Raw genomic sequence first — 21,508 nt, forward strand, 5'->3', positions numbered from 1 at the left:
ACAGGCCGGGCACGCCCCGGCGTCACGGCAGGTGAGCGGCCGTCAACGGGGATAGTCTCGGCATATGACCGATGCGACCTCTCGAGCGGCCGAGGCCGCCCAGACCCTCCGCGCCGCGACCGGCGTGGAATCCTTCGACATCGCCCTGGTGCTGGGCTCGGGATGGGGCGGCGCGGCCGACCTCATCGGCGAGGAGGTGGGCTCGATCGAGGCCGCCGAGATCCCCGGGTTCGACGCTCACGCGGTCGCGGGACACAGCTCGATGATGCGGGCGCTGCGCACGGAGGACGGCCGCCACGTGCTGGTCCTGGGCTCGCGCCAGCACTTCTACCAGGTGCGGGACGCCGGCAAGGTCGCCCACGGCGTGCGGATGGCCGCCGCCGCCGGCGCGACGCAGCTGGTGATCACCAACGGCTGCGGCTCGACCCGCCCCGAGGTGGGACCGGGCTCCGTGGTGCTGCTCGCGGACCACATCAACTTCACGGGCGCGACGCCGCTCGAGGGGGCGAGCTTCGTCGACATGTCGCAGGCGTACTCGCCGCGGCTGCGCGAGCTCGCACGGTCCATCGACGCGGACCTTCCGGACGGGGTCTACATGCAGTTCACGGGGCCGCAGTACGAGACTCCGGCAGAGGTCCGCATGGCCTCGATCCTGGGCGCGAACCTCGTGGGCATGTCCACGGCGTTGGAGGTGCTGGCGGCCCGCCAGGCCGGCATGGAGGTCCTCGGGCTGTCGCTCGTGACCAACCTCGCGGCCGGCATCGGCGGCGAGACGCTGGACCACTCAGAGGTGCTCGACGTGGGCGCCTCCTCCGGTCCGCGCATCTCCCGCCTGCTCGCGGACATCGTGGAGGGCATGCGATGACGGACGTCGCCGGCCTCGCCGCCGCGTGGATCGCGGACGATCCCGACCCCGCCACGCGCGAGGAGCTCGCCGCCGTGCTGGCGGCCCACCGCGACGGCTCCGCCGACGCGACGGCTGACCTCGAGGACCGCTTCCGCGGCACCCTCGAGTTCGGCACCGCGGGGCTGCGCGGCGCGATCGGCGCGGGCCCGAACCGCATGAACCGCGCGGTCGTGATCCGCGCCGCCGCGGGCCTCGCGCGCTACCTGACGGACGCGCTCGCGGAGCACGGCATCGAGGGACCGGCGCGCGTGGCGATCGGGTACGACGCCCGTCACGGCTCGCGTCAGTTCGCGGTCGACACCGCCGCCGTGATGACAGCGGCCGGCCACGAGGCCCTGCTGCTCCCCCGCACCCTGCCCACGCCCGTGCTGGCCTACGCCACGCGCTCGCTCGACGCGGACGCGGGCGTCATGGTGACCGCGTCGCACAACCCCCCTCAGGACAACGGCTACAAGGTCTACCTGGGCGGTCGCGTGGTCACGGACGAGGGCCAGGGCGCGCAGATCGTGCCGCCGTTCGACGCGGAGATCGCCTCGCGCATCGCCGCGGTCTCGTCCGTGGCCGAGGTTCCCCGCGCCGAGACCGGCTGGACCACGCTGGGCGACGACGTCATCGATCAGTACATCGGCGCCGTGAGCGCGGTAGGCGGTGACGTGGACGACGCGACGGCCGATGCGCGGGCCAAGGTGCGCATCGTCCTCACGCCGCTGCACGGCGTGGGCGGCGACACGGTCGAGGCCGCCCTCAAGCAGGCGGGCTTCACGGACCTGCACACGGTCCCCGAGCAGGCCGAGCCGGATCCCGACTTCCCGACCGTCGCCTTCCCCAACCCGGAGGAGGCCGGCGCGATCGACCTGTCGCTGGAGCTCGCACGGTCGGTGGACGCGGACGTGGTGATCGCGAACGACCCCGATGCCGACCGCTGCGCTGTCGCGACCATCGTGGACGGCGAGTGGCGCATGCTCCACGGCGACGTGGTGGGCTGCGTGCTGGGCGAGCGCATCGCCGCGACCGCCGACGTCCGCCAGGGCTCGGTCCTCGCCAACTCGATCGTGTCCTCGCAGCTGCTCGCGCAGATCGCGCACTCGTACGGCCTCACCCACGAGTCGACGCTGACCGGCTTCAAGTGGATCGGGCGCGAGCCTCACCTGCTGTTCGGCTACGAGGAGGCGCTGGGCTACTGCGTCGCGCCTGACCTGGTGCGTGACAAGGACGGCATCAGCGCGGCGGTGCTGGTCGCGGACCTGGTCGCGGACCTCAAGGCCGAGGGCCGCACGCTCGCCGACGCGGTCGACGACCTCGCCCGCAAGCACGGCGTCTACCTCACCCGCCAGGTCTCCGCTCGTTTCGCTGACGTCGCCCTGATCCCGGACCTGATGCAGCGCCTGCTGGACTCGCCGCCATCGACGCTCGCCGGCTCACCGGTGTCCGCGACCGACGACATGAACGAGGGCTTCCTGGGCCTGCCCCCCACCAACGGGCTGCACCTCGCGACCGAGTCGGGCGCGCGCGTGATCATCCGACCCTCGGGCACCGAGCCCAAGGTCAAGGCGTACCTCGAGGTCATCGCACCGGTGGGGGAGGGCGTCACGGACGTCGCTCTGGCCCGCGCGGCGGCCGAGGAGGCCATGCAGGCGCTGGAGGCGGACGTCAAGGCGCTCCTCCCCTAGCGCCCCCGCCCCTGCCCTCGCCCCCGCCTGAGCGCGCCAGCGGTCCGTCAGTGTCGAATCCGGGCTCTCCGTGCGCCCTGGGGGTCAGCTCACGTACGCGCGCAGGTGCTCTCCCGTGAGCGTTGAGGCATCAGCGACCAGCTGTGCCGGCGTGCCCTCGAACACGACGCGCCCGCCGTCGTGGCCCGCGCCGGGCCCCAGGTCGACGATCCAGTCCGCGTGCGCCATCACGGCCTGGTGATGCTCGATCACGATCACCGTCTTACCGTCGTCCACGAGCCGGTCCAGCAGCGCCAGCAGCTGCTCGACGTCCGCCAGGTGCAGGCCGGTCGTGGGCTCGTCGAGCACGTAGACGCCGCCCTTGTCCCCCATGTGGGTCGCGAGCTTCAGGCGCTGGCGCTCTCCGCCGGACAGGGACGTGAGCGGCTGGCCCAAAGCGAGATACCCGAGGCCCACGTCGACCATGTGCCCCAGCATCTTCGCCGCCGCCGGGTTCGCGGCCTCGGCCCCGGAGAAGTACGCGTGGGCGCGCTCGACGGGCATCTCCAGGACGTCCGCGATCGACTGGCCGGCGAGCGTGTACTCCAGGACCTCCGCGTTGAAGCGCCGGCCCTCGCAGGCCTCGCACGTGCTCGACACGGTCTCCATGACGCCCAGCTCGGTGAAGATCAGGCCCGCCCCCTTGCACACGGGGCATGCGCCCTCGGAGTTCGCGCTGAACAGCGCCGGCTTCACGCCGTTGGCCTTCGCGAACGCCTTGCGGATGGGCTCCAACGCTCCCGTGTAGGTCGCCGGGTTCGAGCGCCGCGACCCCCGAATGGGTGCCTGATCCACCGTGACGACCCCAGCATCGGCCCTGATCCCACCGTGGATCAGGCTGCTCTTGCCGGAGCCCGCGACGCCTGTGACGACCGTCAGCACGCCCAGCGGCACGTCCACGTCGACGTCCCTGAGGTTGTGCCGGGACGCACCCCGAATCTCGATCGCACCCGTCGCCGTCCGCACCGCGTCCTTGAGGGTGGCCCGGTATCCGAGGTGACGGCCGGTCAGGGTGCCGGAGCCGCGCAGCCCCTCCACGGTGCCCTCGAAGCAGATCTCGCCGCCCTCGCGCCCGGCTCTGGGTCCCAGGTCGACCACGTGGTCCGCGATCTGGATCGCCTCGGGCTTGTGCTCCACCACCAGCACGGTGTTGCCCTTGTCGCGCAGTCGCAGCAGCAGGCTGTTCATGCGCGCGATGTCGTGCGGATGCAGTCCCACCGTGGGCTCGTCGAACACGTAGGTGATGTCGGTCAGTGCGCTCCCGAGGTGGCGGATCATCTTGGTGCGCTGCGCCTCGCCGCCTGACAGCGTGCCGGCCGCGCGGTCGAGCGACAGGTACCCGAGCCCGATCTCCACGAAAGAGTCGAGCGTGTCGCGCAGCGCGGCCAGCAGCGGCGCCACCGACGGCTCGTCGAGCTCGCTCATCCACGCGGCCAGGTCGCTGATCTGCATCGCGGCGAGCTCGTGGATGCCCTTGCCGTTCACCGTGACGGACCGTGCGAGCTCGCTCAGGCGGGTGCCGTCGCAGTCGGGGCAGCTCGCGAAGGTCACCGCGCGGTCCACGAAGGCGCGGATGTGGGGCTGCATCGCGTCCGGGTCCTTGGACAGCATGGACTTGGTGATCTTGGGGATCAGGCCCTCGTAGGTCATGTTGATCCCCGCGAGCCTGACCTTGGTGGGCTCCTTGTAGAGCAGGTCGTCGCGCTCGCGCTTCGAGTACGAGCCCACCGGCTTGTCCGGGTCGAGGAAGCCGGACTCGGTGAAGATGCGGACCATCCAGCCGTCAGCGGTGTAGCCGGGAATCGTCAGCGCGCCCTCCGCCAGCGACTTCGACTCGTCGATGATCTGCGACATGTCGAGCTCGCTCACCCGGCCCGTGCCCTCACAGCGCACGCACATCCCGCCGGTCACGCTGTACTCGCGGTGCTCACGCACGGTCGAGCCGTCCTTGCGGGTGACGGTCGCCGAGCCGGAGCCACTCGTCGTCGCCACGTTGAAGCTGAATGCCTGCGGCGGCCCGATCTGCGGGGAGCCCAGCCGCGAGTACAGGATCCGCAGCATCGCGTGCACGTCCGTCGCGGTGCCCACGGTCGAGCGCACGTTCGCGCCCATGGGCTCCTGGTCCACGATGATCGCCGTCGTGAGGCCCTGAAGCACGTCCACGTCCGGGCGGGACTGCGACGGCATGAAGCCCTGGATGAACGAGCTGTAGGTCTCGTTGATCATGCGCCTGGACTCTGCCGCGATGGTCTCGAACACGAGCGACGACTTGCCCGAGCCCGAGACTCCGGTGAAGACCGTCAGCCTCCGCTTGGGCAGGGTGACGGAGATGTCCTTGAGGTTGTTCTCACGTGCGCCCTCGACCCGGATGAGGTCATGGGCGTCGGCGGCGTGCTCGGTCATGAGGCTCCTTGGACGTGGGCGTGAGGAGATTCTGCCAGCAGGGCCGCGTCCGTGCGGCCGATGCGCGGGCTCAGCGCTGCTGGAGGCGCACCATCGCGCCAGCGGGGTCGCGGAACGCGCAGTCACGCACGCCGTACGGCTGGTCCTGCGGCTCCTGCACCACCTCGGCGCCGGTGGCCTCGATCGTCGCGAAGGCGGCGTCCACGTCCAGGGTGGCGAGCACCAGCGCGGCATACGCGCCCTTGGCCATGAGCTCGGCGATGGTCTGCTTCTCGCCGTCGGTGACGCCCGGGTCTACGGCAGGTGGCGTGAGCACGATGGACGTGGTCGAGCCCGCGGGGGCCACCGTGATCCAGCGCATCGCGCCGGAGCCGACGTCCTGACGAACCTCGAAGCCCAGGCTGTCGCGGTAGAACGCGAGAGACGCCTCGGGGTCGGTGTGCGGGATGAACGTGTGCTGTATCGAGATGTCCATGGCGCTCACGCTACGCGCGCAGGGGCGGCGGCGCTTCTCGATTCCTGACGGGTCGGGTGGCGTGCTTGACGATCAGTGTGGGCAGGTCGATGGGCGACGCTGCCGCGCGTTCCCGGTACTCACGGGGCGGCATCCCCACCAGCTCGCCGAAGCGCGTGGAGAAGGTCCCCAGCGATCCGAATCCCACGGAGAAGCACGCCTCCGTCACGGACACATCGCCGCGCCGCAGCAGCGTCATGGCTCGCTCGACGCGCCGTGTCATGAGATACGAGTAGGGGCTCTCGCCGAACGCCTCCTTGAACTGCCGGCTCAGGTGCCCGGCGGACATGTGCTCCGCCGCAGCGAGCGCCTCGACGTCCAGCGGTTGCGCGTGCTCGCGGTCGATGCGGTCGCGCACCCGCCTCAGGCGAGCGAGGTCCTGCAGGCGTGCGGCCGGGTCGCGCGGGAGGGCCGATGCGGGGCTCACCCCTTCATGATCGCACCCGGCTGCTGGACGCCGCCTCGGTGGGCTCCCCCAGCGCGGCGGCGAGCTGTTCCCGGGCCCTCGAGTACCGGCTGCGCACGGTGGACGCCGGCTCGTCCAGGATCTGCGCGATCTCGGCCAGGCTGAAGCCCTCCCAGTGGCGGAGCCGCACGATCTCCGCGAGTCCTGGATCGAGCGCGGCGATGGCACTGCGGACCTCTGCGCCGTCGTCGGCCGCTGCCGAGGGCGCGGCGCTCGCGAGGATGCGGAGCCGGTGTGCGAGGCGGTGGCGGCGAACACGGCTCCGATGCGCGTTCGCGAGCACGTTCCGGGCGATGCCGTAGAGCCACATGCGCGCCTGATCCGACTCAGCGGGGAGGTCGCGCTCGCGGCGCCACGCGACCGTCATGACCTCGGCGAGCGCGTCTGGAGCGTCATCCGGGCCGATGCGCCGCTCGAGGTAGGCGAGGAGGGCGTCGGCGTTCGAGCGCAGGGCCGGCTCGAGGCGCTCGGTTGCGCTGCTCACCAGTCGCTCCGGATCTCGCGTGATCGCAGCTCGGCGGGGACGAGGCCCGGACAGCGGCTCTCCGCCTCGTAGCTCAGGCGTTCGAGCACGCCCACGTCCCTGAGATGGTCATGGAGCGCATCCGAGGTGGCGAGGCCCACCGCTTGGGCGTAGCGATCGTCCGCCGACCAGTACGGCGTGCCCGGGCCGGCGTCCACCTCGATGCCGTCGTCGAGAATGGCGACGTAGTTCGCGGCACGGGCATCGGCGTAGTGCGTCTCGACGTCGACACGGTCGAGGAGGTCGGGCTGCGCCATGAACTCCTCGGCTGCTTGCACCTCTTCCGCGGCGCCGCGGAAGTTGCCGAGGATCCCCTCGCACACGGCGCCGCTGGGCAGCGTGTACGTCACCTCGCTGACCGCGTCGTCCGCCCACCAGGACGTCCAGCCCCACGCATCGGCCGCGGCCACTGACCCGACGCCGAGCAGCGCGAGCCCACCGGCCACCGCTGCCCCGGCGCGGAGCCGGGTGCGCCGCCGCGGCCCCGTGGCGCTGATCAGATGCCGCAGTGCCTCGGCGCGATCGGCGGTGGGCGCGGTGGTCGCAGGCGCCGAGCTGTCCAGTCGCTCGTCAAGGGTGTGGGTCATGTCGTCCTCCCGGTGTTCGCCTCCACCCGGTACATGTCCGGAAGGACGGGGAACGACGATGCTGACCGCCAGGACGCGCTGGCACCTGGGAAGCGACACTCACGGACCGCTGGGGCCCTGAAGCCGCAGTCAGTAGGAGTCGGTGGACCCCGTCCCGTCCAGCACGGCTCTCGTACCAGACAGGCCCAGGCGTGTGGCGCCAGCATCGATCATCGCCAGTGCGTCCTCTGCCGTGCGGATGCCGCCGGAGGCCTTGACGCCCAGCCGGTCGCCCACCGTCTCCCGCATCAGCCGCACGGCTTCGACCGTCGCGCCGCCAGCGGGGTGGAACCCCGTGGACGTCTTGACGAAGTCTGCACCGGCGGCTTCCGCAGCCTGGCATGCGCCCACGATCCCCTCGTCGGACAGTGCGGCGGACTCGATGATGACCTTGAGGATCGCACCCTCCGGCACGGCCTTGCGCACCGCAGCGACGTCCGCCTGAACCTCGTCGAAGCGGCCTTCTCTCGCTGCGGCGATGTCGATCACCATGTCGACCTCGTCTGCTCCCTGGGCGATCGACATCGCGGCCTCCGCGGCCTTGATGGATGAGTGGTGCTTGCCCGACGGGAACCCACAGACGACCGCGACCGCGAGACCCTCCGGAACCGTCACCGGCAGCATCGACGGTGAGACGCACACCGAGAACACCCCCAGATCGGCGGCCTCGGCGATGAGTGCCTCGACATCCGCCGGAGTCGCCTCGGGCTTCAACAGGGTGTGGTCGACGAACTGGGCGAGCTGGGTGCGGGACAGGGTCATGAGAGGCTCCTCAAGGGTCAGATGGTCTGGCTCCAGCCTACGCGGTGGTGACCTTCATCACCCGAGGTTGCCCGCGCATCGGCCGCGTGAGAACCTTCCGGCAGAGCCCACCCCGGCTCCCGGACGAGGTGACGTACCCGGCAGCACGACAAGACGTCTCATCGGGAGCACGTCATGTCGTGGATCGTCCTCATCGTCTCTGGTGTCCTCGAAGCCGTCTGGGCCACCGCGCTCAGCCGTACCGACGGCTTCACGCGCCTGTGGCCGTCGGTCGTGTTCGGCGTCGCGCTCGTCGCATCCATGGGCGGACTCGCATACGCGCTGCGCACCATCCCCGTGGGCACGGGGTACGCGATCTGGGTGGGCATCGGCACAGCACTGACCGTCATCTACGCGATGGCCACGGGCGCCGAGTCCTTCTCCGTCGTGAAGGCACTCCTGATCCTCGGGATCGTGGGCTGCGTCGTGGGCCTCAAGCTCGCGCACTGACGGCGCCGCGACGCAGCCCCCGAGGGCACCGTGCTAGAGCTCGATCCCGAAGCCCTCGAGGATCAGCTCGGCGAGGTCGCCGCGCTCCTCGTAGGGCAGGAACGCGCCCCAGGCGGCGGCCAGCGTCGCCTCGAGCAGGTCCTCCTTGGTCCAGCCTGCCTCGACCAGCACGCCGAACTCGCCGGACATCGACACCCCCGACACGAGGCGGTTGTCGGTGTTGACGGTGACGGCGAAGCCCAGGTCGCGCAGCGCGTGCATGGGGTGGTCCTCGATGGACGGCGCGGCCGCGGTCTGCACGTTGCTTGTGGGGCAGCACTCGAGCGGGATCTGCTGGTCGAGAGCGTGACGAGCCACGACGCCCAGCACGGGCTCGTCGCCGTCGAAGCCGTCGATGTCCTCATGGATGCGCACGCCATGACCCAGGCGGCGCGCGCCGTGGAACAGCGCGTCGCTCACCGAGTCCACACCATCGGCCTCGCCGGCGTGGATGGTCACGGGCATGTGCGCCGCACGCAGGGCAGCGAAGGCCGGGGCGTGGTTCGATGCCGGGAAGCCCAGCTCGGGCCCGGCGATGTCGAAGCCCACGCAGCACCTGTCGCGGTTGACGATCGCGAGCGCAGCGATCTCGGCGGAGCGGTCCAGGTGGCGCATCGCGTCCAGCAGCGCTGCGGCGCGGATGCCGTGGCCCGCCTCGGCGGCCTCGGCGATGCCCTCCTCGATGCCGGCCTGCACGGCCTCGACCACCTCCTGGAGATCCAGACCGCCGGAGACGTGCTGCTCGGGTGCGTAGCGCAGCTCGGCGTAGATCACGCCGTCGGCGGCGAGGTCCACGACGGCCTCACGCGCGACACGACGCAGGTTGGCCTCGGACTGCATCACGGCGGTGGTGTGGGCGAAGGCCTCGAGGTAGCGCACGAGGTCGCCGGAGTTCGCATTCTCCGCGAACGTGCGCGCGAGCTCCTCCGGGTTCGTCGTGGGCAGCTCGTGGCCGATCTCGGCGGCGAGCTCGATGAGGGTCTCTGGGCGCAGTCCGCCGTCGAGGTGGTCGTGCAGCAGTACCTTGGGCAGGGCGACGATCTCGTCGTGAGTGAGGGTCATGACACCAGGCTAGCCGCGCTGCGCGGGACCCGCGCACCGCCGCGCGCGATGCGCCCTCAGGCCTCGCTCTTGCGCTGAGGGAGCACCATCCAGCACGCCCGGGTCCAGTGCCCGTAGGCCGGCTCCTGGGGGCCAGGACCGTAGAGTCGCGCCTCGGTCAGCGGCACCACCCGGCCCGTCCCCGGCTCGTAGACGGCGAAGCCGTGGGACGTGCGCCCCACGAGGAGCACCACATGCCGGGGCATCACCTGGGACAGCCCGCCCGAGGAGTCGCCGCCGGTGAACATCGGCACCGGGATCCCGTCGCGCAGGGCGGCGGAGGCGTGCGCGACCGCGGCCGCGACCACGTCGGTGCTGGTGTCGTCCAGGATCGCGCCGCGGAACGCGACGCCGGCGAAGCGCGTCTCCTCGTCCACCCGCCACGGCGGCGTCCCGAACCTGCGGGGCCACGGCAGCACCGCCAGCCCCCGGGCGCGCACCTGGTCATGGAGCACGGATTGCAGAGCGCTCCAGCGCTCCTCGATGGTCCGCGAGGGACGCTCCGACACGACGATGCGCAGCACCTCGGGCGGCAGGTAGTCGCCACAGTGCCGGCCCGTCATGAGCCACGCCGCGACCAGCGGGTCGCCGGTCATCAGCATCACGGCCATCACCGCCGCGCCGCACGTGGTCCGGTCGACCTGCCTCGCGCGGACTCCGCCGTAGCGCAGCGCGCCCATGCCGCTGCCGGCGGGCTCGCGGATGACGGCCCGCGCAGTCGACGGCAGGTTCGCCCAGCCGGCGGCGAGCGCCGCGATCGCGGCGATGGGAGCTCCGGACGCGGCTGCCCGTCGGATGACGTCCGCGTCCTCGCCCACCTCGGACAGCGCCGTCGCGAGCGCCTTCGCGTCAGCGGCCGATGCGCGGGCCAGGCGCCGTGCGTACGCCCGGGCGAACACGGTGTCGCCGTGTCCGCCACCGCCGCGCTGCGCTCGGCCCGCCGCGTGGGCGGCGGCGTAGGGGGTGGTCCAGCGCCCGCGCAGCCCCACCAGGCGGCCCAGGCGGGCCGCGGAGGAGGTGACCGTCCAGCCGGTCACGCGGGCGCGCCGGTCATGTGGACGTGCCCACCCGGTCCAGGATGATCTCGCGCTCCACTGCGGCGTCGCCGATCTCGACGGCTCCGGCGCCGTCGCATGCCTCGGCGAGCGCCGCCAATCCGCGCGGCATGCGGCCCTCGGTCTCCGTGTGCAGCGTCATGATGACGTCTCCCTTGGACACCTTCTCCCCCAGGGTGCGGTGCAGGGTGACGCCGGCGGAGACCTGGACGGGATCCTCCTTGCGCGCGCGCCCCGCCCCGAGGCGCCAGGCGGCGACTCCCACGCCCAGCGCATCGATCCGGGTGATGATGCCGTCGGACTGTGCCCGCACCTCCTCCACATGGGGAGCGTCCGGCATCGATGCATCCGGGTCGCCTCCCTGAGCGGAGATCATCCGCCGCCAGGCGTCCATGGCCCGCCCGTCGGCAAGCGCATCGGCGGGGTCGACGTCGGTGACGCCGGCACCGGCGAGCATCTCGCGCGCCAGCGCCACCGTGAGCTCGACCACGTCCGCGGGACCGCCACCGGCGAGGACCTCGATGGACTCGGTCACCTCGAGGCCGTTGCCGATCGCCAGGCCCAGCGGAGTCGACATGTCAGTGAGCAGCGCGGACGTGGTGACGCCCGCATCGGTTCCCAGCGCGACCATCGTGCGCGCAAGCTCCAGCGCCTGGTCGAGGTCCTTCATGAAGGCACCGGAGCCCACCTTGACGTCCAGCACCAGGCAGCCGGTGCCCTCGGCGATCTTCTTGGACATGATGGAGGAGGCGATGAGCGGGATGGACTCGACGGTTCCTGTGACGTCCCGCAGCGCATAGAGCTTCTTGTCGGCTGGCGCCAGGCCGGAGCCGGCGGCGCAGATCACCGCGCCGACGTCCTTCAGCTGCGCGTGCATCTCCTCGTTCGACATCGACGCACGCCATCCGGGGATCGACTCGAGCTTGTCGAGCGTGCCGCCGGTGTGGCCGAGCCCGCGGCCGGACAGCTGCGGCACGGCGACGCCGTGAGCGGCCACCAGCGGAGCCAGCGGCAGCGTGATCTTGTCGCCGACGCCGCCCGTCGAGTGCTTGTCCGCGGTGGGGCGGCCCAGGTCGGAGAAGTCGAGGCGCTCTCCCGTGGCGATCATCGCGGCCGTCCAGCGGGCGATCTCCTCGCGGCCCATGCCGCGCTGCAGGATGGCCATCGCGAGAGAGCTCATCTGCTCGTCCGCGACCACGCCGCGGGTGTACGCGTCGACCACCCAGTCGATCTGGTCGTCGCTCAGGGTCTTGCCGTCGCGCTTGGTGCGGATCACGTCCACGGCATCGTGGCGCTCGGTCATGACACCCTCCCCAGATCGTCGGGCCCGAACGCGCCGGGCAGGAACTCGTCCATGGTCACGACCCCGTCCGCGGTGTCGACCAGCAGTGCGCGCCCGCCGTGCTCGAAGAGCAGCTGACGGCACCGGCCGCACGGTGCAAGCAGCGCGCCATGGGCGTCGACGCACGTGAAAGCGACCAGGCGCGCTCCGCCGTGGTCGACGTGCAGCTTGGACACCAGCGCGCACTCGGCGCACAGCGTGAGCCCGTAGCTGGCGTTCTCGACGTTCGCTCCCACCACCACCTCGCCGGACTCGGTGAGCGCCGCCGCGCCCACGGGGAACTTGGAGTACGGCACATAGGCGCGGGCAGTGACGTCCCGTGCGTGGGCGCGCAGGCTCTCCCAGTCGATCTGGGTCATCGGGACCTCCCTACTTCTTGTACGGGATGCCCTCGGCGGCCGGCGGGCGCGAGTGGCCCACGAGACCGGCGACGGCGAAGATGGTGGCGAGGTAGGGCGTCATGGCCAGGAACTGCGACGGGATGTCGGAGCCGATGATGCCCAGCTGGACCCGCAGCGCATCCGCGAAGCCGAACAGCAGCGCCGCGGCCAGCGCTCCCTTGGGGCTCCAGCGGCCCAGGATCATCGCGGCCAGCGCGATGTAGCCCTTGCCGGCCGTCATCTCCTTGCCGAACGCGAGCCCGGACGCCACCGTGAAGAACGCGCCTCCCAGGCCTGCGACCGCCCCGCCCAGAACCGTGTTGCGCACGCGCGTGCGGTTGACCTTGATGCCCACGGTGTCCGCGGCCTTGGGGTGCTCGCCCACGGCCCGCACCCGCAGGCCCCAGCGAGAGCGGAACAGCATGATCTGGATGACGATCACCGCGGCGTACATGATGTACACGAGCAGGTTCTGATCGAACAGGACGGGCCCGATGACGGGGATCCCTGACAGCAGCGGGATCGCGAGGTCCGGCATGTTGAGCGGCTGGTTGAGCTCGGGGTTGTCGCTCATCACGGTGCTGAAGAAGAAGCTGGTGAGCCCCAGCACCAGCAGGTTGAGCACCACGCCCACCACGATCTGGTTCACCCAGTACTTCGTGGAGAACACCGCCAGCAGCCAGCCCACGATCCCGCCTGCGATGGGTGCGGCGATGAGGCCCACGTAGGCGTTGCCCACCGCGGACGCGACGAGCGCTGCGAGGAAGGCGCCCGCGAGCAGCTGCCCCTCGATGGCGATGTTGATGATGCCCGAGCGCTCGCACAGCGTTCCTGCCAGGGCGCCGAACACGAGCGGCACCGCGAGGAACAATGCGGACGTCAGCAGCCCGGTGAGCTGGATGGTGGTGCCGGAGCGGTCCGCCCCTGCCCACGTCAGCAGCGCCCCCATCACGACCATGCCGAACACGATCGGGAGCCAGATCCCCACCTTGCGGTACTGGTTGGCGCGATACGCGACCCATCCGACCAGCAGCAGCGCGATGATGGACAGCGTCACCGCCGCAGCCTTGGCGGGCACGGTGATGCTGGGCAGCGTGATGAAGTCCGTGCTCGAGGAGACGGTGAAGGTGGTCTGCACCCCCGCCGGGGTGCCGAGCCCGAAGACCAGCAGCGACAGCGCGGCGACGATGCCCAGGCCGATCGTGGCGCGCCAGGACTTGGTGCGCGGAACCGCGTCGGAGCCCGAGCCGGGCGCGGTCGCGGTGTCGACGGCGGTGGTGCTCATGCCGCCACCTCCTTCTCGTGGGCTGGCGCAGGCAGGCGGAAGATCGACCTCACCAGCGGCGGAGCGGCGATGAACAGCACGATGAGGGCCTGGATCACGAACACGATGTCCACGGGCAGGCCCGCCTGCACCTGCAGCGTGGGGCCCGCGGCGCGCAGGCCTCCGAACAGGATTGCCGCCATGACGGTCCCGACGGGGCGCGAGCGACCCAGCAGCGCGACGGTGATCGCATCGAAGCCCAGCGATCCGGCGGTGGCGGTGGTCAGCACCTTCTCCGTGCCCAGCACCTGCGCTGAGCCCGCGAGCCCTGCCAGCGCACCGGCGATGGTCATCACGAGGATGTACGCCTTCGACACGTTCATGCCTGCCGTGCGTGCCGCGCGTGGGTTCGCACCCACGGCCCTGAACTCGAAGCCCAGGGTCGAGCGCTCCATCAGCCACCAGACGCCCCACGCGCAGGCGAGAGCGAGCAGGAACCCGAGGTGGAGGTTGAACTCGGAGCCCAGGATGAGCGGGTACTGCGCCGTCTCGTCCACGATGGGGCTGATCGGGTTGTTGCTGTCAGGGCGCTGGAAGGTGTCGAGGGTCAGCAGCCACGCGACCAGGTTGAGCGCGATGTAGTTGAGCATGATCGTGACGATCACCTCGTGAGCGCCGGTCTTGGCCTTGAGGACGCCGGGGATGAAGCCCCAGACCGCGCCGCCGAGAGCGCAGCCCAGCACCGCCACCAAGAGGTGGATGCCCCACGGCAGGTGCCACGCGAAGCCCACGTAGGCGCCGAGCGTCGCGCCGATGAGCAACTGACCCTGGGCGCCGATGTTGAACAGGCCGGCACGGAAGCCGATGCCGAGGCCCAGACCCGCGAAGATGAGCGGCGTGGCCATGGTCAACGTCTGCGTGAACGGCTTGATCAGGCCTGCGAAGTCGTTCGCGTTGAGGTTCAGCACGGCGCCGTTGAACATGGCCGCGTACGCGCCGCCCAGAGCGTCGCCCATGGCCTGGAACGTGTCGCTCGGACGCGAGAAGAAGTACGTGGCGGCCTCCCGCACCTCCTCGTCCGCGAACAGGATCAGCAGGCCGCCGATCGCGAGCGACGCGACGATCGCCATGATGACCACGAGAGTGGAGCTCTCGAGGATCTCCCGCAGCACCGACTGCGCGCGCGACGGCTGGTCGCTGCCAGCGTCGGGCTCGCCCGCCGCGCCCTCGGGCTCGCGTGGGGTGGAGTCCACCGGGGTCTCGTCCTGCTTGCCGTCGCTCACGCCGCCTCCTCCTGGTCGCCGTGCGCGCCGGCCATCATCAGTCCCATGGTGTCGCGGTCGGTGTCGGGGCTCACGATGTCCACGATGCGCCCGTGGTACATCACCGCGATGCGGTCAGCGAGCGCGTAGACCTCGTCGAGCTCGGAGCTGACGATGATCACCGCCACACCCTTGTCGCGCTCCTCGATGATCCGCTTGTGCACGAACTCGATGGACCCCACGTCGAGACCGCGGGTGGGCTGCGACGCGATGAGCAGCTTGAGGTCGCGTGCCAGCTCGCGGGCGAGCACGACCTTCTGCTGGTTGCCGCCCGACAGCGATCCGGTGAGCGCCTGGCTCGACGTGGTGCGCACGTCGAAGCGCTCGACCTGCTCATCGGCGTGGTCGGCGACCGCGGAGGGATCGATCGCGCCCCGCTTGGAGTACGGCTCGCGGTCGTAGAGGTCGAGGATCAGGTTGTTGGCGATGGTGAATGCCGCGACCACGCCGTCCTCGGTGCGGTCCTCCGGCACGAATCCGATGCCTGCATCGAGGTTCTCGCGGATGCTGCGGCCCGCGAGCGGCTCGCCGTCGAGGGAGACGTCGCCCGAGGTGATCTCCGCGAGCCCCAGGATCGCCTCCGCGAGCTCCGTCTGGCCGTTTCCCTGGACGCCCGCGACGGCCAGGATCTCGCCCCGCCGCACCTCGAGCGAGACGGAGTCCAGGACCGTGAGCTGGGTGGCGGGGTCGATGACCGTGAGATTCGAGATCTCGAGCATGGGCTCGCCGGGATCGGCGGGGTCCTTGTCGACGGTCATGGACACGTCGCGCCCCACCATCATCGAGGCGAGCTCCTCCTGCGTGGCGGTGGGCTCTGCGGTCCCCACCACCGTGCCGCGACGGATCACGGTGATGGTGTCCGCGATGGCCTGCACCTCGCGCAGCTTGTGGGTGATGAGCACCACGGCGGTGCCGGAGTCGCGCAGCTGGCCCACGATCTCGAGCAGCTCGTCGGTCTCCTGCGGGGTCAGCACGGCGGTGGGCTCGTCGAGGATCAGCACCTTGGCGTCGCGCGAGAGCGCCTTGATGATCTCGACGCGCTGCTGTGCGCCCACGGAGAGATCCTCGACCAGCGCGTCGGGATCCACGTGGAATCCGAACCGGTCCGAGATCTCCGTGACCTTCGCGCGCGCAGCGTCGAGATCGAGAAGCTTGGCGGGCCCGCGGACCTGCTCGTGCCCCAGCATCACGTTCTCCGCGACAGTGAAGACCGGCACCAGCATGAAGTGCTGATGCACCATGCCGATGCCGGCGGCCATCGCGTCACCCGGTCCCGTGAAGACGCGTCGCTCGCCGTCGAGAAGGATCTCGCCGCCGTCCGCGTCGTACAGGCCGAACAGTACGTTCATGAGCGTCGACTTCCCGGCGCCGTTCTCGCCCAGCAGCGCATGCACGGTGCCGGGCTCGACCACCAGGTCGATCGCGTCGTTGGCGGTGAAGTCGCCGAACCTCTTGGTGATCTCTCTGAGCTCGAGCCTCACGCCATCGTCCTTCCTCAGCGCCGGGCCATCCACGGCGATCTGTTCAAGTCAAGCACGAGGGGCGTGCCGCGTCCACGCGGCACGCCCCTCGGCGGTGCGGGGAGCTCGTCCCCGCCCTTCACTCCTGCTTAACCGGCGGTCGAGGGCTCGATCTCGCCGGAGATGATGCCCTCACGAAGGCCGTCGAGGGCTCCCGCGACGTCCTCGGGGACGATGCCCTCGGGGAAGTCGGCGATGCCCACACCCTCGTTCTCGAGCGTGCCCACGTAGGGCTCGTTCGAGAACTCGGTGATCGATGCCTCGATGGTGTCGAACACGGAGTTGCCGATGTTCTTCAGCACGGACGTCAGCACGACGTCCGCGTAGTCGGGAGCCGACTGGGTCCAGTCGGAGTCCACGCCGATCAGCCAGGCGTCGCCCGCCGACTGCACGGCCTGCGCCGCGCCGAGGCCCACGGGACCGGCCACGGGCATCACGATGTCCGCACCCTGGTCGAGGAAGCCCTGGGCCGTGTTCTGGCCGTTGGTCTGGTTGTCGAAGTCGCCCGTGAACGAGCCGTCGGTGCCGTCCCAGCCGAGGACGGTGACGTCGCCGCCGGTCTCCTCGTTGTAGTAGTTGGCGCCCGCGAGGAAGCCGTCCATGAAGATCGACACCGTGGGGATGTTGATGCCGCCGAAGGTCGAGATGGTGCCGGTCGAGCTGGTGCCCGCCGCGGCGTAGCCGGCGAGGAACGCCGCCTCGTCCGTCTCGAAGAACAGGGGCTTGACGTTCTCGATGGGCTCCTCGTAGCCGAAGTCCACGATCGCGAAGTTCACGTCGGGGTTGGCGGCGGCGGCCTCAGCGGTCGCGTCTCCGAGCAGGAAGCCGACCGTGATGATCAGGTCGCAGCCCGCGGCGACCTGCGCCTCGAGGTTCGGGCCGTAGTCGGACTCGGCGGTGGACTCCGCCTCGGCGATCTGGATGCCCAGCTCCTCCTCAGCACGGGTCAGGCCCTCGTAGGCCGACTCGTTGAACGAGGCGTCGTCGAAGCCGCCAGCGTCGGAGACCATGCACGCCATGTAGTCGACGTCCTCCACGGGCGCCTCGGTCTCGGTCTCGGTGCCGGTGGCGGTCGAGTCCGGCTCGTCCTCGGGTGCAGACGAGCACGCGGCGAGCGCGAGCGCGCCCGCGGCGACCAGCGCGCCATAGCGAATCGTGTTCCTCATGAGTGGTTTCCTCACATTGATCGTGCCTGTTGGGTACGCCAGGCGGTTGCGTTGGTGCCCATGCTACGCAGGAAATGTTTCACGTTCGCGCTGGCTTGTTGCGCGAGAGCAACGGTTCGGCAACAATCCGCCCTCCGGGGCGCCTTGCAGCGATCGCAAGGCGCGTCGCCGCCTCAGGGGAGCTCGACGTCCTTGACGCGCTGAGCGGAGGCGCGGCCCAGCACGAGGATCGCCTCGTCCGTCTCGACCACCACCGCATCGGCGATGCCCACCACCGCCACCGGCTTGGTGCCTCCCACCACGACTGCGCCGGGTGCGTCGACCAGGGAGATCGGAGCATCCCGGCCGATGCGCACCGCGCCATCCGGTCCCGGCCGCAGCAGACCGGCGAGGGAGTCGAAGTCGCCCACGTCGTCCCAGGCGAAGGACGCGGGCACCATGGCGACTCCGCCCTCGGCCGCCACCGGCTCCGCGATCGCATGATCGATCGCGATCGTGGTGAGGGTGGGCCACACTCGGGCCAGCACCTCTGCGCGCTCGGGCCCGTCCCACGCCGCGGCGATCTGCCGCACGCCGGACTCGAGCGCGGGCTGCAGGCGAGCGAGGTGGCCCAGCAGCACCGAGGTCGACACCACGAACATGCCGGCGTTCCACGAGTAGCCTCCCGCCGCGAGCATGCTCGCCGCCGTCTCCGTGTCCGGCTTCTCGGTGAACGCCTGCACCTCGAACGCTCCGGGCGCGTCCGCGAGCGGCGCGCCGGCGTGGATGTAGCCGAACGCGCTCGACGGCTCGGTGGGCGCGATCCCGATGGTCACGACCTTGCCGGTACGCGCGGCCTCGGCCGCTGTCGCGACCACCGCACGGAAGGCGTCCGCGTCGGGGATCACGTGGTCGGCCGCGAACGAGCCCATGATCCGCTCGCCATGACGCTGCTCGATGAGAGCGGCCGCGAGCGCGATCGCGGCCATCGAGTCCCGCGGGCTGGGCTCGGTGACGATGTTCGCGGCGGGCACGTCCGGCAGCTGCTGCGACACGGCAGGAGCGTGACGCTCGCCGGTGACGATCAGCAGCTCCGTGCCCAGCGGCGCGAGCCGGCTCACCGTGGCCTGGATGAGCGTCGCGCCCGTGCCCAGGAGATCGATGAGGAACTTGGGCCGCTCCGGCCTCGACAGCGGCCACAGGCGCGAGCCCACGCCGCCGGCGGGCACCACGGGGATGAAGCCGGGTATGGTCATGTCTCGCGTGGGAATGTCGCTCACGAAGACCACATTAGGATGGTGAGACCTGAGAAGCGCCACTCAAAGGAGATTCTGTGTCGCCCGCCCCCACGCTGTATCGAGGCCGAGAAGGCATGTGGATGTGGGTCGTGCATCGCACGACCGGCGTCGCGATCTTCTTCTTCCTCCTGGTCCACGTGCTCGACACCGCGCTCGTGCGGGTGTCCCCCGAGGCCTACAACGAGGTGATCGGCTCCTACAAGACCCCCATCTACGGCATCGTCGAGGCGGGCCTGGTCGCGGCGATCATCCTGCACGCGTTCAACGGGCTGCGCATCATCGCCGTGGACCGATGGACCTGGGCGCTGCGCCACCAGCGACTGCTCGTGTGGGTCGTGTGGGGCATCTTCGCGGTGCTGATGGCGGGCTTCCTGCCCACCCACCTGTCGCACGTGTTCGGAGGTGAGTGATGAGCGCCCCTGAGCTCAAGGCTCCTCGCCAGCCCATGAACCTGCGCACGCGAGGCAACGTGGAGAAGTGGGGCTGGATCTTCCAGCGCGTCTCCGGCGTGATCCTCATCGTGCTGATCTTCACCCACCTGTTCGTCAACCTGCTCACCGGCGACGGCGTGAGCCAGATCGACTTCGCGTTCGTGGCGGGCAAGTGGGCCTCGCCGCTGTGGCAGTGGTGGGACTTCACCATGCTGGTGCTGGCCATGGTGCACGGCACCAACGGCATGCGGATCATCGTGAACGACTACGCGACGCGGCCGTTCCTGCGTCAGACCTTCCAGTGGGCGCTGCGCATCGCGATGGTGGTCATCATCGTGCTCGGCTCGCTCGTGATCTGGACCTTCGACCCCTGCCCCGTCGACGCCTCAGGAGCACTCCTCGAAGGCGTCCCGACCTTCTGTGAGGATGTCCGATGACCGAGCACGAGTTCGACGTCGTGATCGTGGGTGCCGGCGGCGCCGGCATGCGCGCGGCCCTGGAGTCCTCGCAGCGCGCCAAGACCGCGGTGCTCACCAAGCTCTACCCCACCCGCTCGCACACCGGCGCCGCGCAGGGCGGCATGGCTGCGGCGCTCGCGAACGTCGAGGACGACAACGCGGAGTGGCACACCTTCGACACCGTCAAGGGCGGCGACTACCTGGTTGACCAGGACGCGGCGGAGATCCTGTGCAAGGAGGCCATCGACGCGGTCCTGGACCTCGAGAAGATGGGCCTGCCGTTCAACCGCACCACCGCCGGCAAGGTCGACCAGCGCCGGTTCGGCGGCCACACCCGCAATCACGGCGAGGCCGCGGTGCGTCGATCCTGCTACGCCGCGGACCGTACCGGCCACATGATCCTCCAGACGCTGTACCAGCAGTGCATCAAGCAGGAGGTCGAGTTCTTCAACGAGTTCTACGTGCTCGACCTGATCCTCGATGGCGACCCGCAGACCGCCGCGGACGGCGAGGACGTCTCCGTGTCCGGAGTGGTCGCGTACCAGCTGTCCACGGGCGAGGTGCACACGTTCCGCGCCAAGTCCGTGGTGTTCGCCACGGGTGGCGCCGGCAAGGTCTACAAGACCACCTCCAACGCTCACACCCTCACGGGCGACGGCATGGGCATCGCGCTGAGGGCAGGCATCCCGCTGGAGGACATGGAGTTCTTCCAGTTCCATCCCACGGGCCTGGCCGGCCTGGGCATCCTGCTGTCCGAGGCGGCTCGAGGCGAGGGCGGCATCCTGCGCAACTCCGAGGGCGAGCGGTTCATGGAGCGCTACGCCCCGACCATCAAGGACCTCGCGCCCCGCGACATGGTGGCGCGCGCGATGGCCAACGAGGTGCGCGAGGGCCGCGGCTGCGGTCCGAACAAGGACTACGTGCTGCTCGACCTGACGCACCTGGAGCCCGCGCACATCGACGAGAAGCTCCCGGACATCACGGAGTTCGCCCGCACCTACCTGGGAGTGGAGCCGTACACCGAGCCGGTTCCGGTGTTCCCCACGGCGCACTACGCGATGGGCGGCGTGCCCACGAACGTCAATGCTGAGGTGCTGCGCAACAACACGGACGTCGTGAAGGGCCTCTACGCCGCGGGCGAGGTCGCCTGCGTGTCCGTCCACGGCGCGAACCGTCTGGGCACCAACTCGCTGCTCGACATCAACGTGTTCGGCAAGCGCGCGGGCATCGCTGCCGCGGACCACGCCAACGCCGTCGAGGCGATGCCCACGCTGCCGGACGATGCGGCGGCACGGGTCGAGTCGATGGTCGCCAAGCTTCGGGAGACCGTGGGCGGCGAGGGCACCGAGCGCGTCGCGCAGATCCGCAAGGAGCTGCAGGAGACCATGGACCTGAACGTCCAGGTGTTCCGCACCGAGGACTCCCTCGCGGAGGCCGCGGCGGTGGTCAAGGACCTGCGCGAGCGGTACGAGTCCATCGCGATCCATGACCGTGGCCAGCGCTTCAACACGGATCTGCTGGAGGCGGTCGAGCTGGGCTTCCTGCTCGAGCTCGCCGAGGTCGTCATCCGCGGGGCGGACGGCCGCAAGGAGAGCCGGGGCGGCCACTACCGCGAGGACTACCCCACCCGCGACGACGAGAACTACATGCAGCACACGATGGTGTACGCGACGCCTGACGGGCTACGGATGGACTGGAAGCCCGTCGTGGTGACCAAGTACCAGCCCATGGAACGCAAGTACTAGGCCGGGAGC

General features: G+C 70.4%; 21 protein-coding genes and 1 riboswitch. Of the genes, 6 read left to right on the top strand and 15 right to left on the bottom strand.

Features of this window, described 5'->3' with window-relative positions:
• The first annotated feature begins 64 nt into the window (after positions 1-64).
• Both Dac01nite_RS01390 and Dac01nite_RS01395 read left to right on the top strand, forming a co-directional pair.
• Positions 65-865: a purine-nucleoside phosphorylase gene (locus tag Dac01nite_RS01390; RefSeq protein WP_203652989.1), complete on the top strand. Its 801-nt coding sequence runs from the start codon at positions 65-67 to the stop codon at positions 863-865.
• On the top strand, positions 862-2,577 hold the full coding sequence (locus tag Dac01nite_RS01395; RefSeq protein ID WP_203652990.1) for a phospho-sugar mutase: 1,716 nt from the start codon (positions 862-864) through the stop codon (positions 2,575-2,577). The genes Dac01nite_RS01390 and Dac01nite_RS01395 overlap by 4 nt, the downstream gene beginning before the upstream one ends.
• Positions 2,578-2,661: 84 nt before the next feature.
• On the opposite strand, the gene Dac01nite_RS01400 is transcribed toward Dac01nite_RS01395, so the two are convergent.
• The 6 genes from Dac01nite_RS01400 to deoC all read right to left on the bottom strand — a co-directional run bounded on the left by Dac01nite_RS01400 (position 2,662) and on the right by deoC (position 7,910).
• Positions 2,662-5,019 carry an ATP-binding cassette domain-containing protein gene (locus tag Dac01nite_RS01400; RefSeq protein ID WP_203652991.1) on the bottom strand — a complete coding sequence of 786 codons (2,358 nt, stop codon included), beginning with the start codon at positions 5,017-5,019 and terminating at the stop codon, positions 2,662-2,664.
• Between the two features lie 70 nt (positions 5,020-5,089).
• The gene (locus Dac01nite_RS01405; RefSeq protein ID WP_203652992.1) at positions 5,090-5,494 is read right to left on the bottom strand and encodes a VOC family protein; all 405 of its coding nucleotides are present in this window, start codon (positions 5,492-5,494) and stop codon (positions 5,090-5,092) included.
• Between the two features lie 10 nt (positions 5,495-5,504).
• Entirely contained in the window at positions 5,505-5,960 is a 456-nt protein-coding gene (locus tag Dac01nite_RS01410) for a helix-turn-helix transcriptional regulator (RefSeq protein WP_203652993.1), read from the bottom strand.
• 4 nt (positions 5,961-5,964) lie between these two features.
• Positions 5,965-6,483, bottom strand: coding sequence for an RNA polymerase sigma factor (locus Dac01nite_RS01415; protein WP_239066448.1), 519 nt, complete (start codon positions 6,481-6,483; stop codon positions 5,965-5,967).
• A complete protein-coding gene (locus Dac01nite_RS01420) occupies positions 6,480-7,109 on the bottom strand; it encodes a hypothetical protein (RefSeq protein WP_203652994.1) in 630 nt (209 codons plus the stop codon). Before Dac01nite_RS01420 ends, Dac01nite_RS01415 begins: the two co-directional genes overlap by 4 nt.
• A 129-nt stretch (positions 7,110-7,238) precedes the next feature.
• Positions 7,239-7,910 carry a deoxyribose-phosphate aldolase gene (gene deoC / locus Dac01nite_RS01425; protein WP_203652995.1) on the bottom strand — a complete coding sequence of 224 codons (672 nt, stop codon included), beginning with the start codon at positions 7,908-7,910 and terminating at the stop codon, positions 7,239-7,241.
• 100 nt (positions 7,911-8,010) lie between these two features.
• Positions 8,011-8,073, top strand: a riboswitch (guanidine-III (ykkC-III) riboswitch).
• An 11-nt stretch (positions 8,074-8,084) separates the two neighbouring features.
• Between deoC and Dac01nite_RS01430 the strand changes: the two genes are divergently transcribed.
• A complete protein-coding gene (locus tag Dac01nite_RS01430; RefSeq protein ID WP_203652996.1) occupies positions 8,085-8,399 on the top strand; it encodes a DMT family transporter in 315 nt (104 codons plus the stop codon).
• 33 nt (positions 8,400-8,432) lie between these two features.
• Here the strand turns inward: Dac01nite_RS01430 and Dac01nite_RS01435 are convergent, their stop codons facing one another.
• From Dac01nite_RS01435 to Dac01nite_RS01475, 9 genes are all read right to left on the bottom strand, one after another.
• Complete coding sequence (locus tag Dac01nite_RS01435; RefSeq protein ID WP_203652997.1) at positions 8,433-9,500, bottom strand: adenosine deaminase; 1,068 nt, start codon at positions 9,498-9,500, stop codon at positions 8,433-8,435.
• Between the two features lie 56 nt (positions 9,501-9,556).
• The gene (locus Dac01nite_RS01440) at positions 9,557-10,576 is read right to left on the bottom strand and encodes a hypothetical protein (RefSeq protein WP_203652998.1); all 1,020 of its coding nucleotides are present in this window, start codon (positions 10,574-10,576) and stop codon (positions 9,557-9,559) included.
• Between the two features lie 13 nt (positions 10,577-10,589).
• Complete coding sequence (locus Dac01nite_RS01445; protein ID WP_203652999.1) at positions 10,590-11,897, bottom strand: thymidine phosphorylase; 1,308 nt, start codon at positions 11,895-11,897, stop codon at positions 10,590-10,592.
• The gene (locus Dac01nite_RS01450; RefSeq protein WP_203653000.1) at positions 11,894-12,295 is read right to left on the bottom strand and encodes a cytidine deaminase; all 402 of its coding nucleotides are present in this window, start codon (positions 12,293-12,295) and stop codon (positions 11,894-11,896) included. The genes Dac01nite_RS01445 and Dac01nite_RS01450 overlap by 4 nt, the downstream gene beginning before the upstream one ends.
• Before the next feature lie 10 nt (positions 12,296-12,305).
• Entirely contained in the window at positions 12,306-13,601 is a 1,296-nt protein-coding gene (locus tag Dac01nite_RS01455) for an ABC transporter permease (RefSeq protein ID WP_203653001.1), read from the bottom strand.
• Positions 13,598-14,863 carry an ABC transporter permease gene (locus Dac01nite_RS01460; RefSeq protein WP_239066449.1) on the bottom strand — a complete coding sequence of 422 codons (1,266 nt, stop codon included), beginning with the start codon at positions 14,861-14,863 and terminating at the stop codon, positions 13,598-13,600. Before Dac01nite_RS01460 ends, Dac01nite_RS01455 begins: the two co-directional genes overlap by 4 nt.
• Complete coding sequence (locus Dac01nite_RS01465) at positions 14,860-16,383, bottom strand: ABC transporter ATP-binding protein (protein ID WP_203653002.1); 1,524 nt, start codon at positions 16,381-16,383, stop codon at positions 14,860-14,862. The genes Dac01nite_RS01460 and Dac01nite_RS01465 overlap by 4 nt, the downstream gene beginning before the upstream one ends.
• Before the next feature lie 128 nt (positions 16,384-16,511).
• Positions 16,512-17,588 carry a BMP family lipoprotein gene (locus Dac01nite_RS01470; protein ID WP_203653003.1) on the bottom strand — a complete coding sequence of 359 codons (1,077 nt, stop codon included), beginning with the start codon at positions 17,586-17,588 and terminating at the stop codon, positions 16,512-16,514.
• 173 nt (positions 17,589-17,761) lie between these two features.
• Positions 17,762-18,847, bottom strand: coding sequence for a mannose-1-phosphate guanylyltransferase (locus Dac01nite_RS01475; protein WP_308438265.1), 1,086 nt, complete (start codon positions 18,845-18,847; stop codon positions 17,762-17,764).
• 53 nt (positions 18,848-18,900) lie between these two features.
• On the opposite strand from Dac01nite_RS01475, the gene sdhC reads away from it, so the two are divergent.
• The 3 genes from sdhC to sdhA are packed head-to-tail and all read left to right on the top strand — an operon-like array spanning position 18,901 to position 21,499.
• Entirely contained in the window at positions 18,901-19,275 is a 375-nt protein-coding gene (gene sdhC, locus Dac01nite_RS01480; protein ID WP_275404500.1) for a succinate dehydrogenase, cytochrome b556 subunit, read from the top strand.
• The gene (sdhD, locus tag Dac01nite_RS01485; RefSeq protein ID WP_203653004.1) at positions 19,275-19,733 is read left to right on the top strand and encodes a succinate dehydrogenase, hydrophobic membrane anchor protein; all 459 of its coding nucleotides are present in this window, start codon (positions 19,275-19,277) and stop codon (positions 19,731-19,733) included. Before sdhC ends, sdhD begins: the two co-directional genes overlap by 1 nt.
• Positions 19,730-21,499: a succinate dehydrogenase flavoprotein subunit gene (gene sdhA, locus Dac01nite_RS01490; protein WP_203653005.1), complete on the top strand. Its 1,770-nt coding sequence runs from the start codon at positions 19,730-19,732 to the stop codon at positions 21,497-21,499. The genes sdhD and sdhA overlap by 4 nt, the downstream gene beginning before the upstream one ends.
• Positions 21,500-21,508: the final 9 nt, after the last annotated feature.

This window comes from Demequina activiva (assembly GCF_016862815.1).
Classification (GTDB): Bacteria; Actinomycetota; Actinomycetes; order Actinomycetales; family Demequinaceae; genus Demequina; species Demequina activiva.